16 protein-coding genes are annotated in these 16,853 nt (G+C 65.1%); 10 read left to right on the top strand and 6 right to left on the bottom strand.

The window, feature by feature from the left end; all coding sequences use genetic code 11:
- Window position 1: 1 nt before the first annotated feature.
- Complete coding sequence (locus tag AC24R4_RS07180; protein WP_487522591.1) at window positions 2-4,111, top strand: ImcF-related family protein; 4,110 nt, start codon at window positions 2-4, stop codon at window positions 4,109-4,111.
- Between the two features lie 256 nt (window positions 4,112-4,367).
- Window positions 4,368-5,036, top strand: coding sequence for a hypothetical protein (locus AC24R4_RS07185; protein ID WP_487522592.1), 669 nt, complete (start codon window positions 4,368-4,370; stop codon window positions 5,034-5,036).
- A 43-nt stretch (window positions 5,037-5,079) separates the two neighbouring features.
- On the opposite strand, the gene AC24R4_RS07190 is transcribed toward AC24R4_RS07185, so the two are convergent.
- The 3 genes from AC24R4_RS07190 to AC24R4_RS07200 form a co-directional block, all read right to left on the bottom strand.
- On the bottom strand, window positions 5,080-5,418 hold the full coding sequence (locus AC24R4_RS07190; RefSeq protein WP_487522593.1) for a cupin domain-containing protein: 339 nt from the start codon (window positions 5,416-5,418) through the stop codon (window positions 5,080-5,082).
- A gap of 253 nt (window positions 5,419-5,671) precedes the next feature.
- On the bottom strand, window positions 5,672-6,070 hold the full coding sequence (locus AC24R4_RS07195; protein WP_487522594.1) for a hypothetical protein: 399 nt from the start codon (window positions 6,068-6,070) through the stop codon (window positions 5,672-5,674).
- A 237-nt stretch (window positions 6,071-6,307) separates the two neighbouring features.
- Entirely contained in the window at window positions 6,308-6,802 is a 495-nt protein-coding gene (locus tag AC24R4_RS07200) for an Lrp/AsnC family transcriptional regulator (protein WP_487522595.1), read from the bottom strand.
- 153 nt (window positions 6,803-6,955) lie between these two features.
- On the opposite strand from AC24R4_RS07200, the gene glmS reads away from it, so the two are divergent.
- The 5 genes from glmS (at window position 6,956) to AC24R4_RS07225 (ending at window position 11,003) form a co-directional block, all read left to right on the top strand.
- Window positions 6,956-8,785 carry a glutamine--fructose-6-phosphate transaminase (isomerizing) gene (gene glmS / locus AC24R4_RS07205; protein WP_487522596.1) on the top strand — a complete coding sequence of 610 codons (1,830 nt, stop codon included), beginning with the start codon at window positions 6,956-6,958 and terminating at the stop codon, window positions 8,783-8,785.
- 283 nt (window positions 8,786-9,068) lie between these two features.
- Complete coding sequence (locus AC24R4_RS07210) at window positions 9,069-9,293, top strand: DUF2188 domain-containing protein (RefSeq protein ID WP_487522597.1); 225 nt, start codon at window positions 9,069-9,071, stop codon at window positions 9,291-9,293.
- Window positions 9,294-9,318: 25 nt separating this feature from the next.
- Window positions 9,319-9,900, top strand: coding sequence for a DUF421 domain-containing protein (locus AC24R4_RS07215; RefSeq protein ID WP_487522598.1), 582 nt, complete (start codon window positions 9,319-9,321; stop codon window positions 9,898-9,900).
- A complete protein-coding gene (locus AC24R4_RS07220; protein WP_153946879.1) occupies window positions 9,887-10,411 on the top strand; it encodes a CinA family protein in 525 nt (174 codons plus the stop codon). The genes AC24R4_RS07215 and AC24R4_RS07220 overlap by 14 nt, the downstream gene beginning before the upstream one ends.
- Window positions 10,412-10,586: 175 nt before the next feature.
- Window positions 10,587-11,003, top strand: coding sequence for an NUDIX hydrolase (locus AC24R4_RS07225; protein WP_487522599.1), 417 nt, complete (start codon window positions 10,587-10,589; stop codon window positions 11,001-11,003).
- 78 nt (window positions 11,004-11,081) lie between these two features.
- Here the strand turns inward: AC24R4_RS07225 and AC24R4_RS07230 are convergent, their stop codons facing one another.
- Window positions 11,082-11,642 (bottom strand): DUF4142 domain-containing protein, encoded by a 561-nt coding sequence (locus tag AC24R4_RS07230; RefSeq protein WP_487522600.1) that lies wholly within the window; start codon window positions 11,640-11,642, stop codon window positions 11,082-11,084.
- Between the two features lie 138 nt (window positions 11,643-11,780).
- On the opposite strand from AC24R4_RS07230, the gene AC24R4_RS07235 reads away from it, so the two are divergent.
- Window positions 11,781-11,996, top strand: coding sequence for a hypothetical protein (locus AC24R4_RS07235; RefSeq protein WP_487522601.1), 216 nt, complete (start codon window positions 11,781-11,783; stop codon window positions 11,994-11,996).
- Between the two features lie 43 nt (window positions 11,997-12,039).
- Window positions 12,040-12,759, top strand: a complete 720-nt coding sequence (locus tag AC24R4_RS07240; RefSeq protein ID WP_487522602.1) for a BON domain-containing protein — start codon at window positions 12,040-12,042, stop codon at window positions 12,757-12,759.
- Between the two features lie 20 nt (window positions 12,760-12,779).
- Here AC24R4_RS07240 and AC24R4_RS07245 read toward each other — a convergent pair whose 3' ends face one another.
- A complete protein-coding gene (locus AC24R4_RS07245; protein WP_400396973.1) occupies window positions 12,780-13,889 on the bottom strand; it encodes a tetratricopeptide repeat-containing glycosyltransferase in 1,110 nt (369 codons plus the stop codon).
- Between the two features lie 225 nt (window positions 13,890-14,114).
- Here AC24R4_RS07245 and AC24R4_RS07250 point away from each other — a divergent pair, with 225 nt between their 5' ends.
- Complete coding sequence (locus AC24R4_RS07250; protein WP_487522603.1) at window positions 14,115-15,416, top strand: tail fiber protein; 1,302 nt, start codon at window positions 14,115-14,117, stop codon at window positions 15,414-15,416.
- A gap of 68 nt (window positions 15,417-15,484) precedes the next feature.
- Here AC24R4_RS07250 and AC24R4_RS07255 read toward each other — a convergent pair whose 3' ends face one another.
- The gene (locus AC24R4_RS07255; protein ID WP_487522604.1) at window positions 15,485-16,852 is read right to left on the bottom strand and encodes an LLM class flavin-dependent oxidoreductase; all 1,368 of its coding nucleotides are present in this window, start codon (window positions 16,850-16,852) and stop codon (window positions 15,485-15,487) included.
- Window position 16,853 lies beyond the last annotated feature (1 nt).

Below are 16,853 nucleotides of genomic sequence, written 5' to 3' on the forward strand. Positions count from 1 at the left end.
CATGTCGATATCGAATCGCTGTCTGCGACCCGTCGTCAGTCTGGTTCTTCTCGCGGGCTTGCTGGGCGCCTGCTCGAGCCAGACCACCGAATATCCGCCGTTGCCAGATGTCAGTGTCGTCCGGACGGATCTCGCCTTCACATGCGCACACGAGGCCAATGTCCTGCCGCCGCTGGACGGCGGTGCTGAGGCGCTATTTCACTACGCCCGATACTTGCAAAAGAAGCAGGGGCCAAAAGATTATGAGCAGATGGCGGTCTACTATCGTATCGCGGCAGCGCATGGCCACTACAAGGCAAACCGAAATCTACAGAACCTTTTGGTTTATGGGCAGGCATCATCGCCAAGCCGATCGAAGGAAGTCATCGAGCTTGCCGGACGTTTGATAGATGAGGGAGTGCCGGGCGGCTATTACGACATTGGTCATTATTTGCAAATCGGTTATGGCCTGAAACAAGATGCCGAGATGTCGTTGAAGTTCTTTAGAAAAGCTGCGGATTTTGGAAGTCCGGACGCACAATACTACGTTGCCCGGCTGCTCGCCTCTCGTAATATGGCACCGGATGTGGCCTTTCAAATGCTTACGTGTGCAGTAGCACAAGGTCACGGTAAAGCGGCGGCAAAGCTGGGTTTGCGTCTGAGGAGAATGCATCGTTATGCGGATGCGGTCGACATTTTCCAGAATGGCGTCAGCGCGGGCAACTCACTCTCGGCGCTAATGCTGGAACGTGGGTTTAGCATACAGCCTTCTTCTGATGGATTGAACAATCTCTCTCTTCCAGCAGACTCCGAGCGTTCTCTCCGATACGAGCAGATCGGAAAATTCCTACGAAACTTCTTGCGTGGCGCCATGATGGGCGGCTGGCGCACGGCAGCGCGGCACGGAAACCGGCGCCGGCGTCATCAGCGGGATCCGGCCGCGCGTCTCGGAACACCTCGGGATTCGGACGCGCATCAGACCGCGCTGCGTTATGAGAGCCTGGAGGGCGCAATGCGCGACAAGGTACGCCGTCGCCTGCCTCGATTGCTGGTGACCGGTGACACCGTGGCAATCGGCCGGCTTTTGCCAGGGTTGCTCGAGCAGGGTTGGATCGAGACATTTCATGCATTGCTGCTATCGGACATGACTCGGGAGCGTCAGGGCGACGGCGAGTGGCTTCGACGCGTCCGTGGCCTGCGCAAGGCCAGGCCGATCGATGGCCTCGTGGTCGTCGTCCAGGCGGAAACGGAAATCGTACCAACGGGCGGGCATGCGTCATCGACAGCAATCCGCCTGGGCCAGATCGCGGAGGCCTTGCGCTGGTCTGCGCCTGTCTTCGTGCTGGAAGCTGGCGGGTCGGATGCCGCAACGGATAAAGACGCGGTGCTGGTGGGCTGCCAACTGACTGACCCTACGAATACCGAGCGCACCGCGGCATTGCTGAGGGATATTCGGGATCGGCTGGCCAAGACGGGCGTGGATGACCTGGTGCGCGATGCGGGCCAGAGCTATCTGGCGGCCCTGTCAAAGCGCCTGGACGTGCGGGGCGCCGAGATCGCCGAGTGGGTCGGCAATCTGTCGATGCGTGATCTACGGCATCGCGTGGCAGGCATCTTGTTCGTCCCGTGGCCTCGCACCTGCGCCGATAGCAGCCAAATGCCAGGGGCGGCTGAACATCCGGTCTGGCGCCTTGCGGCAACGCTCGCCCGGTGTCAGCCAGGTCGACGGGTCGGCTTCAGTCCGCTGACAGCCATGTCATTTGCCGGGATCGCGGTGATCGCCTTCTGGAGTATCGGCATGATGGTTACCGGCGCGCAGACATCGCTAAGTCTCAAACAGGCCCGAAGAACGGTTGAGGACATGCGAACTGCCAACCATGCGGAGGGCCGTCTGCACGCGCTTCTTGCCGTCCAGCAGAGGATCGCGTATTTCGAGCGCCGCGCGCTGCATCCTGCTGTCTGGCTCCGGAGTTTCGGCCTCAATCGTGACGCTGAAATCCTGGCTGCATTGTGGACCCCATACATCCTGGCGGCACAGCCGCAGCTTGCTGCCCCGGTGCAGCAAGCCATGGAGGCCACGTTAGCCGACCTCTCCCAATTGCCTACCCATGATCTGAACGAGCAGACCCTGAGTTGGGCGATGAGCGGCCGCGACACCCTCAAGGCTTATCTGATGCTTGCGCGCCCGTCCCGGACGGAGGCAGACTTCCTCGCCGCGCAGATGGCTGCCCACTGGTCGACAAGCGCGCGCCTTTCGCCCGGGGAAAAGAAAGATCTTGCTGAGCGCCTGTTCAGTTTCCATGCGCGGCAACTGGAAAGCCATGAAGAGTGGAAAATCCCCGAGCGCGCGGATCTTGTCGCCGGTTCGCGCAACACTCTGCTTGCGCTGATTGGCCAGCGCAACGCGCGCGAGACCCTCTACCGGGGCATTGTGGAGGGCGTCGGCAACAAATTCCCAGATCTCACCCTGCCATTGCTGACAGCGGGCGCCGACGTCCGAGGCCTGTTGCGCGCTTCGGCATCGGTGCCGGGTGTTTTCACACGCCAGGCTTACGAAGGTTATGTTGCGGACGCTATCGAAGCCGCAGCCAAGCGGCGGGATGTTGCTGCGGACTGGGTGCTTTCCGAAGCGCCAGCACATGGCCTTGCCGACGCAGGGGCGGCACAGGCCAAAGATTCCGTTGATGCCATGCGGGCAGCCTTGACTGAACAATATTTCGCGGATTATGCCGAACACTGGCAGGCATTCATGAATACGTTGCAGTGGATATCCGCGCCGACCTTGCCGGCAGCTGTCGATCAACTCAAGCAGCTGACCGATGCACGGCAGTCGCCGGTGATCGCGCTGATGAAGTCGCTGGCCTACCAGGGCGGTGCAGGCCAGCAAAAGACTTCATTTGCAGACGCACTGGTGGACAAGGCCAAAGGCATTGTTGGCGAGAAAGGGGGGCGAGCCGAATCGCCAGGACCTGCGGCGGCTGGGCCACTGGCAGCCGCGTTCGGGCCGGTCTTGCGTCTCGGTGGCCATGCCGAGCAGACCAGTGCTGCTGGCGGTGGGGATCTCAGCCTGCAGCGGCTACTCGACCGCGCGACAGCGTTGCGGCTTCGGTTGCAACAAATCACACAAGGTAGCGATGGTCATGCGCAGGCTCAGCAGTTGGCCCAGGGAATGTTCCAGGGACGCGGATCGGAATTGGCCGACGCGCAGGCTTATGCCCATTTGATGGCGGCGAGTTTGGGGAAGGAATGGGCCGGGATGGGGGATACCTTGTTCGTCAGGCCAATCGTTCAGGCCACGCAGGCCGTGCTGGAGCCAGCGCAACGCAGTCTCAATGCAGCCTGGCGGGATCACATCGTCACGGATTGGAACAAATCGTTCGCAGGCCGCTATCCGTTTGCGGATACACGAAATGACGCATCGCTGCCCGAACTGGCGCGCTTTCTGCGGGCCCGGACAGGGCTGATCCAGGCGTTTCTCGGCGGCCAGCTCGCCGGCGTGCTGGAGCTGCGAGGTAACGAATGGGTGCCCGCCGCTGGGCACGACCTGGCGTTTGATCCGGCCTTTCTCAGGGGAATCAATGCATTGCAGCGTGTGGGAGCGCGCTTGCTGGTGCAGGGAGACCCTGAATACCGCTTTGAACTGAAACCGATCCCCACGCCGGGACTCACCGACATTGTGCTGACGGTAGATGGCCAGCGAGTCCACTATTTCAATCAGCGCGAGACATGGCATACATTGCGCTGGCCAGCCGATGACCTGCAACAGCCCGGTACGCGACTGCAATGGCAGACTGAGTATGCCGGTACAAACAAGAACTACGAATTCGCTGGACGCTGGGGGCTGATCAGAATGCTGGAGCGCGCAAGCGTCGAGCCTATCAACAGCGCTATTGTCGAACTGACCTGGCAGGGCAAGTCCGACACTGGCACGCAGGCGTCTGCCCAATCGCCGGAGCACTCGACGATTGCCGACGGCAATAGCTTGAATCAACCCGCGGGGATGGCTTATGCGCCACAGTACGTACGCCACCCTATCCGGTTCCAGATGCGCACAGAAGCTGGCCAGGGCCCGCTCGAACTGCTGTCACTGCGTGGGTTCGTGCTGCCGGAAAGGATCTTTGCCGTGCGCTAGAGACCCGACGCCTCGAACCGGATGCGAGGCCTCCGCGCTTCGCCTTATGCGCCTCCATCCATCAACACAATCGTCAACAACACCGACGCATCCGTCACGACCTTTACGTCGTGCCGGACGTTGCCTGCCAGGTAGATCAGGTGGCCCGCTATTAGGCTTATGCCGCCGCCCTCTTCACGCTGGCGGACGGTATCCGCATCTCAAGCCTGGACGGTCATCCGGACGGCGGTGGCGACTTATGAGACGACAAAATCCGATGATCAAGTTGAATATGATTTTCATCCTCATTTCCATGCTATGTGAGTTGCTTTTCGGAAGCATCGCTATGGCGGAAATTTCGCATGAAAGCTCCGCGAATAATAATGATTCAAACGTGCGTGTCATTGGTCCATGTCGATTCCGCATGGCAGATTTGTTCGGGCGGAGACTTGCGACCTACAACGATAAAGAAGGGATTTATTTCCTTCCAAGGGTGGGTCCGCAGAGGTTTAGATCGGGAGGTTTCGGGTTGTTCTGTAAGGAGGCGACCGACGAAAAAATCGCTATTTCTCTGGATGGAAAACTGATCGACGGTCGTTGGTGGAGGTGCAGTTCATACCCCTGTACGGAAATGGAACCCTATGAAAAGAAGGCGAATGCGAAGACGGTGCCTCTGAAAGGTCGCAACTGGCAGGGTATCGCTTATACAGCGGACGACACGACAGGAGACGAGCGGAAGCGAGCGCGCAGGTTCCGCTTTTGTTTGGTCCATGAGAAAAATGCCTTGTGTGGGTACATTCCGGTCCAATGGTTGTCAAATCCAAAAGGCAGAGACGATCTGCCGCGAATCAAGGCGATTTTGGAATCCGTGGAATTCGTAGATCCTGTCGATTTGCCGACGACAAGTATCGATGGCCCGCCGGCGGTGGTAACGGAAGGCAGATAAGGCCCGCGGAGCCATTCGCGAATACCAGGCCTCGGCGAAGTCGCTATGCGCCCCCCTCCATCAACACAATCGTCAACAACACCGACGCATCGGTCACGGCCTTTAGGTCGTGCCGGACGTTGCCGGCCAGGTAGATCAGGTCGCCCGGTTTCAGGCGTTGCGAGCCGTGGTCCAGCGCGACTTCGACTTCTCCCTCGATGCACTGGATGGTCAGCGGGCCGGCCACGGCGTGTGGGGGCAACTGTTTGCCTGCCAGCATTACCAGGCGGGCCACTTCCATGTGCGGGGCTTTGAATAGCGCGGTGGTCGGGGTGTTCTTGAGGTTGGCGCCCAGCGGTAGCACGCTGGCGGTCTGGCCGGAAGACAGGTGGGGGATCGACATGGCTTCGCTCGCTGACTGGGGATTGGATGGTGCTACAGCCGCGCTTTCCTGCGCACGGCAGGTTTCAGTCTATGGCCAAATCGCGTGCCGGGCACAGGACGGCAGGGCGCGAATGTGGCGCAGGCAGCGTAAGTCGCCCCGGGGTGGCTTGACGGCGGGCGAGGCACTTCGGCGAAGGGCGGTCTGACGGGCCGCGTCGCGCCGGAGTTGAGCCGTCGGACGCGCCCCGCCAGTGATACCCCGCTACCGCTGCTCAGGCCAGCGCGCCGTCGGTGTAGACGTCAATCGTCCGCGAGGGCTCGGCCGATACGCCGCTGCGGTCCAGGCCGGCCAGCGCGCCGTCCGTGTAGACGTCAATCGTCCGCGAGGGCTCGGCCGATACGCCCCGGATGTCCATCCCTGACAGGGAACGGTCGTTGTCGATTTCGCGCGTGGTTGGGGCCACGACACGTGCGCCTTCGCTGAACGTGTCAAATCGGCCGGCTCGCGCGCCGTCGGTGAAGACATCGCGCGCATCCATGCGGAAGCTGTAGCCGTACCTGTCGCCAGCATGGGTGCTGTCGTGCGGGCCCGAGGCCTGGGCGCCGCCTGCCGCCAGACCGAGCGCCAGGGCAGTGGTGGAGAGAAGGGATAGGGTGAATCTGCGTGACATGACAAAACTCCAAAGGCAGGTGAAACACAACGGAACGCTGCGAGGCGTTCCTCTGCTATTACGCAGTTCCCGTACCAGCGGATGCGAGGGGCCGAATGTGGCGGGGCTGCCGCGCCAGGGCTGAAAATCGCCATCGAACGTTGGCCGCGCGCCAACACCGCGCCCGGCCGCTGGCGGCCGTCAGCAAACAGTCCGTTGCGGGGTCAGGTCGTGCGGTGTCTGGGCGGCGGCTGTGAATCAGGGCGCGTTTGGCGCGCGGTCTGCGGTGACCGGCGGGTTGGCCGCGAACCGCGCGCAATGCGTCGAGAAGAACGTCCGCACGTTGCGAACGTTGCTGGCGCCCCGGAACAGGCGCCGCGCGAAGGCGTCGTAGGCGGCCATGTCGCGCAATGCCACCATCACCACGAAATCCGGCCCCGGCGAGACGCGGTAGCACTGGGTCACCGCGGGCTCCGCGCAGACCTGGCTTTCGAACGCCGCGTAGTCTTCGGCCGTCTGCCGGTCGAGTGTCACTTCGATGATGGCCGTCAGCGCGTGGCCGACCTTTTCGGCGTCCAGCACGGCGATCTCGCGCGCGATCACGCCGGTCTCGCGCAAGCGACGTACGCGCCGCATGGTGGTAGGCGCAGACGCGTAGACGCGCGCCGCCAGTTCGACATTGGTCAGCGAGGCATCGGCTTGCATGACCTGCAGGATGCGCAGGTCGAGGTCATCGAGAGGGATGGACGTCATGGCCATAGGCAGTGAAATAAAATTTCAGCCGTATCGTACGCCAATTGAAAACGTCACCGTTAGCGATTTTTCGAAAGAAAATTTCGTGACGGGCAGCCTACCATCCGGTCCATCGCATCAAATCGATGTGGGATACCGGAACCCGGAGGGGCTATGTGTGGAATTGTGGGCGCGGTGGCGCAGCGCGATATCGTTGGAGAACTGGTCGATGGCCTGAAGCGGCTCGAATACCGTGGCTACGACTCATGCGGCGTGGCCGCGTTGCAGGGCGGGCGGCTGGTGCGGTCGCGCAGCGTGGACCGTGTGGCGGCGTTGCAGCGTGACGTGGCCGAACAGGGCATCGACGGCTATACCGGAATTGCCCACACGCGCTGGGCCACGCATGGCAAGCCGGTCACGGCCAACGCCCACCCGCATTTCTCGCCGAACGATCGCGCACCGCGTATCGCGCTGTCCCACAACGGCATCATCGAAAACCACGAGGCCCTGCGCGGCGAACTGGAAGCCCACGGCTATGTGTTCGCCAGCCAGACCGACAGCGAGGTGATCGCGCACCTGGTGGACCATCTCTACAACGGCGACCTGTTCGACGCGGTGCGCGAGGCCGTCAGGCGGCTACGCGGCAGCTATGCGATTGCCGTGCTGTGCCGCGACGAGCCTCACCGGCTGGTGGGCGCCCGGCACGGCATGCCCCTGGTGGTGGGTATCGGCGAAGGCGAGAACTACCTGGCGTCCGATGCCATCGCGGTGGCCGCGGTCACGAACCAGATCGTCTACCTCGAGGACGGCGACGTGGCTGATGTGCAGATGCATCGCCACTGGATCGTCGATGTTGCCGGCCAGCGTGTGGAGCGTGCCGTGCATACCGTGGCGGCGCATAGTGCGGCGGCCGATCTGGGGCTGTACCAGCACTACATGCAGAAGGACATTTTCGAGCAGCCGCGCGCCGTGGTCGACACGCTGCAGGACATCACGTCCATCATGCCCGAGCTGTTTGGCGATGGCGCGTATCGGCAGCTCGAAACCGTGGATGCCGTGCTGCTGCTGGCGTGTGGCGGCAGCTATCACGCGGCGCTGACCGCCAGCTACTGGATCGAACGGCTGGCCAACCTGCCGGTGCGGGTGGAAATTGCCAGCGAGTATCGCTATCGGGACGGATTCAGCAATCCGAACATGCTGGTGGTGGCGGTGTCGCAAAGCGGTGAGACCGCCGATGTGCTCGGTGCCGTGCAGGCGGCGCGCGAGCGCGGCATGCATCGCACGCTGGCGATCTGCAACGTGGCCACCAGCGCCCTGGTGCGGGCCTGCGCGATGCAATTCATCACACGGGCAGGCGTGGAAATCGGCGTGGCTTCCACGAAGGCATTCACCACGCAACTGGTGGCGCTGTTCCTGCTGGCGCTGACGCTGGCGCAGATGCGCGGCCGCCTGTCCGACGCCGAAGAGCAGGAACACCTGCGCGCGCTGCGGCACCTGCCCGACGCACTGAGCCGCGTGCTGGCGCTGGAGCCGCACTTCATCGGCTGGGCCGATCAGCTGACCCGCAAGGAGAACATCCTGTTCCTGGGACGTGGCATGCACTATCCGATCGCGCTGGAAGGCGCGCTGAAGATGAAGGAGATCTCCTACATCCACGCGGAGGGCTACGCGGCGGGCGAACTCAAGCACGGGCCGCTGGCCCTGATCAGCGACCAGATGCCCGTGGTGGCCGTGGCGCCCAATGACAGCCTGCTCGAAAAGCTGAAGTCGAACATGCACGAGGTACACGCACGCAACGGCAAGCTCTATGTGTTCGCGGATATCGACTGCGCGCTGCAGCCGGGCGAGGGCCTCGAAATCATCCGGCTCACCGAGCACTACGGGCTGCTATCGCCCATCGTCCACACCATTCCGATGCAGTTGCTGGCGTATCACACCGCGCTGGCGCGTGGCACCGATATCGACAAGCCACGCAACCTGGCCAAGTCGGTCACGGTGGAGTAATCGCGGCGCAAGCAAAAAAGAAGCGCCCCTCCGGGAGAGCGGGCGCCATGGATCAAGGGAGGCCCGACAGGTCTGGACCGCCGGGCGCATAAATAATCTAGGTCAGAAATGGAAGTGTCAGTCGGTACGGAAAGCACCCGTTCCGGACGCGGCGCCGCGTTGTAAACGCCGGTGTTGTGAACATCGACGTTGGCTGACGCAGTTGTCAGACCCCGGCCGACTACCGCGCCAGCCGTTTTGGGTGAATAAGTAAGACATGTGACAGACACCCATGGAGACCGAAATGAGCGGCAAGGACGTACACGTGGTGCCGGCCCCCGATGGATGGGCCGTGGAAGAGGCCAAAAGCCCGGCGGGCCGGAAGCTGTTTGCCACGCAGGAGGATGCCATCGCAGTGGCTACCGAGATGGCCCGGCAGAACCAGGCCGAACTGTTTATCCACGGCCGGGACGGCCAGATCCGGGCGCGCAATTCGTTCGGGCACGATCCCAGGTCGATCCGGGGCTGAACGCCGCGGGCGGGGCGGGGTCCTCATGGAGGCGGCATTCGAGGCGGTATTCGGCGTGGGCCGGGAGCTCGCGTGGTATCAGATGTCCGCGCGTGCGGCGCTGGTCTTCCTGGCCACATGGCTGTTGCTGCGCGCGGCAGGCCGGCGGACCTTCGCCCAGAAAACCGCGTTCGACCTCTGCATCATGCTGCTGCTGGGCGCGATCCTGTCGCGCGCGGTGGCGGGCGCCAGCCCGATCCTGGGCACGCTGGCGGCGGCGGCCGTGCTGGTCTTCATGCATCGGCTGGTCTGCATGCTGTCCGCGACATGGCCGGCGATTGACCGTGTCGTCAGCGGCCGGCCGATCGTGCTGGTGAAGGACGGGCGAGAGGATCGCCATGCCCGCAAGCGTGCCATGCTCAGCGACGAAGATCTCGACGCCAACGCCAGGGCGAAGCTGCACACCCCGGGCTGGGACGACCAGCGGCACGGGGGCGGTGACAAGCAATGGGATGTCGTGCTCGAACGGGACGGGCAGATATCGTTTGTCGAACATCCCGGCCCGCCGCGCCACGACGCGCCACGGCCCACGCAACCCCGAACGGAGGACGCCCATGCACCCGGCTGAGGCCGCCGCACACTTCCTGCAGCGCCATGATTTGCGGCTTGCCACGGCGGAGTCCTGCACGGCCGGGCTCATTGCATCGCATATAGCCGACGTGCCCGGTTGCGGCGGCACGCTGAAGTGCGCCATCGTGGCCTATTCGCCCGACGCCAAGGAGCAGATCCTTGGCGTCAACGCCGAATTGATCGCGCGTCACGGCCTGACCAGCGAGGCGGTATCGCTGGCCATGGCGCAAGGCGTGATGCGGATCAGCCAGGCCGATGTGGCCGTCGCCAACACGGGCGTGGCCGACGATGGGGCGCCCGATGGCACGCCGCCCGGCACGCAGTGCTTTGCGTGGCTGGTCCGCCTGCCGGGCACCCCGATATGCGAGTACACCGAAACGCGCCAGTTTCGTGGGGATCGTACCCAGATCCGGCAGGCCGCGGCGCTGTGGGCGCTACAACGCATTGCGCACTACCATGCGCTCGCCACTGCCGCGCGCCGGGACGGCGCTGGCACGGCCCATGCGTGAGGTGGTTGCGCAACAGCGGCGATCCCATCCATTGCCAGCGACGCGCTGGACGGGGACACTAGGCGCTTGTCCGCTTTGCCTTCGTTTCGCACAGGCCGCCCGTGGAGCGCCCGGCGTGGCGGCGTGACGGCTTGCTTTTATAGTGGGATCATTGCCACAGCGTGGTCCGGGTGTCATGAAACAACATGCAGTGGTGGGAACGGCCGACATGCCCTTCATCAAGCCGAAAATCAGAGCTACGGTCATTTGCGTGCGCGAGGGACACGTTCTGCTTGTCTCGAAGGACGGCGTGCGCTGGGCCCTGCCCGGCGGACGACCCGACGACCAGGAATCGCTGGTGGAAGCCGCGTGGCGCGAACTGCGCGAGGAAACCGCGATCGAGGCCAAGTCGCTGACCACGGCCTTTCAGTTCATTGGCGCCACCACGGTGCACCACGTGTTCGCGGCGGCCGTGGGCAAGTCTGCCACGCCCAAGCCTCGCAACGAGATCAAGTACCTGAAGTGGGCACCGCGCGACGTGCTGGACAAACTGACGACCAGCCCCACCACGCGGGCCATCGTGTCGCAGTATTTCCTCGCCAGGGCAAGCTGACGTCTGCGCCGGGGCGCGAAGATATTGCACCGTGCTTGCAGATCCGCCGTCTGGATCTGCAAACACCGGCAAGGCTGCCTACTTCACTTGCGACGCCATTTTCTGCGCCATCTCCAGATGGTGCTCCAGCGTGGGCAGCGTCTGACGCGCGAACGATTTGACGCCCTCGTCCTTGGCATCGTCCGCCGCCTTGCGGAACAGCGCCACGGCGTCCTGGTGCGCGTCCACGCCAACCTGCTGCGCGTAGGCCCGGTCGAACTCGGCGCCCTTCAGTTGCCCCAGCCTGGCCAGCACCTGCTGGTCCTTCTGCAGCGGCGTGGCTGGCAACTGCACCCCCAGCCTTTGCGCCTGCTGCTTCAGCTTTGCCTCGGCGGCACGATGGTCCTGGATCATCTGCGTGGCAAACGACTTGACGGCAGGGCTGCTGGCGCGGCTTTGCGCGAGGTTGCTGGCGTCGATTTCCAGCGTCCCGGCCATGGCGGCCTTGCGCAGGAACATGACATCGCCGTCGCCGGCCATGGCGGTGCCCGGCTGGTCCGACAGCGGTGCCGCGTGCGTGCCCGGGGCTGCCACGGACATGACTGCCGCTGCGGCCGCAAGCATCAGGAAACCGGTAAATCGCAGGTTGGATACTGACATGGCAGTCCTCGCTCGGTGGTGAATCGGTACCAGGAAGAAAGGCAAGCGCCATGCCGGAGGCGCAAGGACCGGCACGCCGGGCCGCCATTGGCATGATGCTTGCGGCTTTCCCGCCGCGATTGCCATCAGGAGACCGTGATGCCCAGCAAGCCACATACCGGCACGCCAGCCGAAAAGCGCGGCGGCGCCAATCCCGGCGTGCGCACCGACCGGCGCGCCGACCAGTTGAAGAGCCGCAGCGCAGATCCGGGCCAGAGCAGCTATGGCGGATTCCGCAACGAAGATCCCGGCGCGCAACATCAGGCCACGTCGTCGTCGCCGGGCGAACCCTCGAAAAAGGGCCGTGGGGCCTGACGTGTCACCGATCAGCCATGGAAGTCAGCCAGCGGGAGAGGTCATGAACCGAGACAGCAGGGACGGCGGACATCGCGACGATCGATTCCTCGACGACCAGCGCGGGCCGCCGCGCGATTACGGCGGCGATCCGCGACGCATGGAACGCATGCGCTATACAGGCCAGGCGGGCTGGGGCATCGGGCACGGCTATCCCGACGAAGTGCGCGACCGCGACGATGGCAGCGCCGCCTACCGCCATGGCGGCACGCCAGGCGAACACCGCTGGCGCGACGGCTACGGCACGGCCCGCGGTAGCGGCGTCGATGACCGGGCGTTGCCCGGCACCTACGGCCATGGTCCCGGCGGCTCCGCGCGGCCGCAAGGGCGGCGGCCGCCAGCCGGGCCCAAGGGCTATACCCGCCCGGACGAACGGATTCGCGAAGACCTGTGCGAACGGCTGGCCCATGCGGGCCGGCTCGATGTGCGCGAAGTCGAGGTGGCGGTGTCGGAAGGCTGGGTCACGCTCTCCGGCACGGTGCCGGCGCGCCCGCAGAAGTACCGCATCGAGGACATCGCCGCATCGGTGTACGGCGTCAAGGATGTCGAGAACCGGATCAGGGTGCTGCCCGGCAGCGGCGATACGCGCTGGACGGAACAGTCGAGCCAGCCGGGGCTCACCGGCCAGCTTGGCCGCGCCGGCCAGACCGCGAGCCAGAATGTGGGTGAGGACGCGGGTCAGGACGCCAACCCGAACCCGTACACCGGGGCGAAGCCGGCCTGAAGCACGGCAAGGTCCGTCCGCTACAACCCGAAATACTGGCCGTTTCCGACGATGCGGGGCCGTTCGCTGTCGGGAAAGCGGCTTGCCGCGAGCAACCGCCGCAGGGCGTCGCGGCCCTGGTCGAGCGCACCCACGTAGTACGCGCTGACCACCAGTTCATCGAGCGCGCGCCAGGCGTAGACCGATTCGTCGACGAACAGCGCATCGGCCGGCATCGGCAGGCTGGCGGCCTGTTGCGCGAACAGGTGCGCCAGCGCGAATTCACTGCGCAGCCGGTGAAAGCGCGCCAGTTCGCACAGCGGTTCCGCCCGGGTCGGGCGTTGCTGGTAGGCGTCCAGATAGGCCGCCTGTACGTCGGCGGGTGCGTCGCCGCGACGCTCGCCCAGGACGGCGATCTGAAAGCGCGCGAACCACACTTCCTCGTCCCAGCCACCCATCGCGGCGCGTTCGTCGTAGAGGCGCAGGGCATCGTCAAGCTTGCCGGCGTCGCGATAGCTTTGCGCCAGATAGAAGCGGTAGCGCGTATTGGCGGGCGCGTCGCGCACGGCCTGTTCCAGCACGGCGATATCGCGCAGGTAGGTCTGCGGGTCGCGCGCGCGGGCGCCATCGCGCGCCACGACGATGGTCGCCTGCGGCAGGGCCTCCCAGCGGTGCGGCGCGTCCTGCGTCAGGAATTCGTGCAGCACGCCTTCCCAGCGCCAGGGCTGGCGGGCGCTCACCAGCGCGTTACGCAGATAGTGCCAGCCGTCGAGTTCGCAGCGGAACTGATAGCCATCGGCCTGCAGGTCGGGCCAGCGGAAGTCCGGCGCCATGCGCAGTGTTTCGTCGGCGTCAATGCACAGCAGATAGTCGCCCTCGCCGCTGTCGCCGTCATTGCCGCCGGCGTCGCCCATGGCCGTACGGGCCAACGCCATGGCCTCGTTGCGGTTGTGGGCGAAGTTGCGCCACGGGCGTTCGTGCAACGCGCCGGGCATGTCGGCCATGAAGCGGCGGATCACGTCCTGCGTGCCGTCGCTGGAACCCGTATCGACGATGACCCAATGGTCGATCCAGGGCTTCACGCTGGCCAGGCAGCGTTCGATCACCGGGGCTTCGTCCTTGACGATCATGTTCAGGCAAATGCGTGTCACCGCGATCCTCGCTGGCTCAAAAATCCGGGGCGAAGAATACCCGCTTTTGGCCGCGCGGTGCTGGCCGGGCGCGCGGCACTGTCTGCCCCACCAAGGTGGGGGGTGATTTGAAGTGTCCCGCCTTCCTGTCCATCGCTAAGATGCAGCCGCGCCAGGCGGGGCTGCCCTCGCATGCAGGCCCGACGGCGCATCGATAACACCATCAATTCAAAAGGGAACGGGAAAATGAAACAACAACAACGGGCTGCCGCCCTATCGGTGGCCACGTCGGTACTTCTTGCAAGCTGCGGTGGCGGAGACGGCGCCGGAAGTGCGGCCAGCACCCCGTCAGCGCTGCCGGCCGCGACGATTTCGGGCACTGCGGCCACCGGCGCGCCGATCATGAATGCCGCGCTGACGGTCAAATGCGTGAGCGGCCAGACCACCGTGACGACCGGATCTGACGGCAGCTGGAGCACCTCCACGGCGAACCTGGCGCTGCCGTGCGTGGTGCGCGTGACCACGGCCACCGGCGAAGTGTTGCACTCGTACATCGAATCGGCCGGCACAACCAACGTTACGCCGATTACCGAACTGGTTGTGGCGGCCGCCTATGGCAATGCCGATACCGAAGCGTTCTTCACCAATTTCTCGACAGTATCGGCCGCCGCGGCCAGCGAAAAGCTGGCGCTGGCCATTACCCAGGTCAAGCAGCGCCTGTCCACGCTGGGCGTCAACGCGGATTCGCTGAACCTGCTCAACCAGAAATTCAATCCGCGCAACGGCGACAACTACGATGACCGTCTGGAAGACATCGCGGCCAAGCTCAAGCTGACCAATTCGACGCTGGCCGCCTTGTCGAACGATGTGGCACAGGGCAAGGTCGGTCCGGTGGGGCCGACTGGCGCGACGGGCGCCACGGGTGCCACCGGCGCCACCGGTGCGACTGGTCCGGCCGGGGCAAACGGCGCCAACGGTGCTGACGGGGCGGCAGGCCCGCAAGGCAATACGGGGGCAACGGGTGCCACGGGTGCCACAGGTGTGGCCGGGGCTACCGGGGCTACCGGGGCAACGGGCGCGACAGGTGCCACGGGTGCTACTGGCCCCGCAGGGGCGACCGGTGCGACGGGGCCTGCGGGCGCAACAGGCGCAACGGGCGCAACGGGTGCCACGGGTTCCACCGGGGCCACCGGTCCTGCAGGGGCCACGGGCGCGACCGGTGCCACGGGCGCCACCGGCGCGACGGGTCCCGCTGGCACGGTCCCGGGCCTGGGCGGCACCGACGGAGGCTACAGCGGCGGTGCCGGCAATGGGGTCGACTGCATGATGGGGAGCATCTGGCTGACCGCCGTGCCCTTTGGCGCGGGCATGCGCGCCAACGGCGCCCTGCTGCCGATCAGCCAGTACTCCGCGCTGTTTTCGTTGTTTGGCACCCGCTTTGGTGGTGACGGCCAGAACAACTTCGCGTTGCCGAACCTTACCGCCGTGGAGCCCACGGGTCTTTACTACGTGGTGTGCACCACCGGCTTATACCCGTCCCGCCCGTAAGACAGCGCCGTGAAGCCGGACGCCGCAGCACGCGGGCAAGCGTCCGGCTTCGTCGGCTGCGACGTCGGCTAGGCCACCCTTGCATCCGCCGCCGCTGCGCGCCGCCGTCCGGCCGGTCGCGCCAGCCCCAGATGTTCGCGCAGCGTGGTGCCCGTGTATTGCTCGCGGAACAGCCCGCGCCGGCGCAGTTCCGGCAGCACCAGTTCGATGAAGTCGTCGAGCCCGCCGGGCAGCCACGGTGGCATCACGTTGAAGCCATCGGCGGCTTCGCCTTCGAACCACGCCTGCAGCTGGTCGACGATCTGCGACGGCGTGCCGTGGATCGACCAGTGTCCGCGTGCGGTGGCTACGCGCCGGCACAGCTGGCGGATCGTCAGCCCTTCCGCACGGGCGACACCGGTCACCAGCTGGAAGCGGCTCTTGGCGCCATTGGGCTCCTGCAGGTTGTCGGGCAGCGGGCCGTCGAGCGGATAGCCGCTCAGGTCGATGCCGCCCAGGTGCTGCGACAGCAGCGCCAACCCCACCGATGGCAGGATCAGATCCTGCAGCGCCTCGAATTTTTCCTCGGCTTCGGCGGCCGTGCGTCCCACCACCGGGAAGACGCCCGGCAGAATCTTGAGCTGGTCCGGCGAGCGGCCAAACCGCGCCAGCCGGCCCTTGAGCCCGCGGTAGAACGCCTGTGCGCCTTCCAGCGACTGCTGCGCCGTGAATATCACCTCGGCGGTACGCGCTGCCAGTGCCTGCCCGGCCTCCGACGATCCGGCCTGCACGATCACGGGGTGCCCCTGCGGTGGCCGCGATACGTTGAGCGGCCCACGCACCTGGAAATGCTTGCCCCGGTGATCGAGCCGGTGCAGTTTCTCGGGCACGAAATGAACGCCGCGGGTCTTGTCATGGACCAGGGCGTCGTCTTCCCAGGTATCCCACAGGCCGGTCACCACATCGACGAATTCCTCGGCGCGCGCATAGCGGTCCGCATGCTCGGGATGCTTGTCCAGGCTGAAGTTGCGCGCCTCGGCATCGGACCACGACGTCACCACGTTCCAGCCCGCGCGGCCACCGCTCAGGTGATCCAGCGAGGCGAACTTGCGCGCCACGTGATAGGGCTCGTTGTACGTGGTGGAGACTGTCGCCACCAGCCCGATCCGCTGCGTGACCGCCGCCAGCGCCGACAGCAGCGTCAGCGGCTCGAACGATGCCGCGCGTGCCGTGTGCGGCAGCGTGGCATCGTCCATGCCGCGAATCGCCACGCCATCGGCCAGGAACAGTGCGTCGAAGCCGGCCGATTCCGCGCGCCGGGCCAGCGCCGCGTAGTGCGCCAGGCTGCGGCCGGCATCGGCATGGGCCTCGGGATGGCGCCAGCCCGCCACATGGTGGCCGGTGGCCATGACGAAGGCGCCGAGATGGAGCTGCCGTGGGGATTGCGTCTGGCTCATG

This window comes from Cupriavidus sp. CER-90 (genome assembly GCF_057652055.1).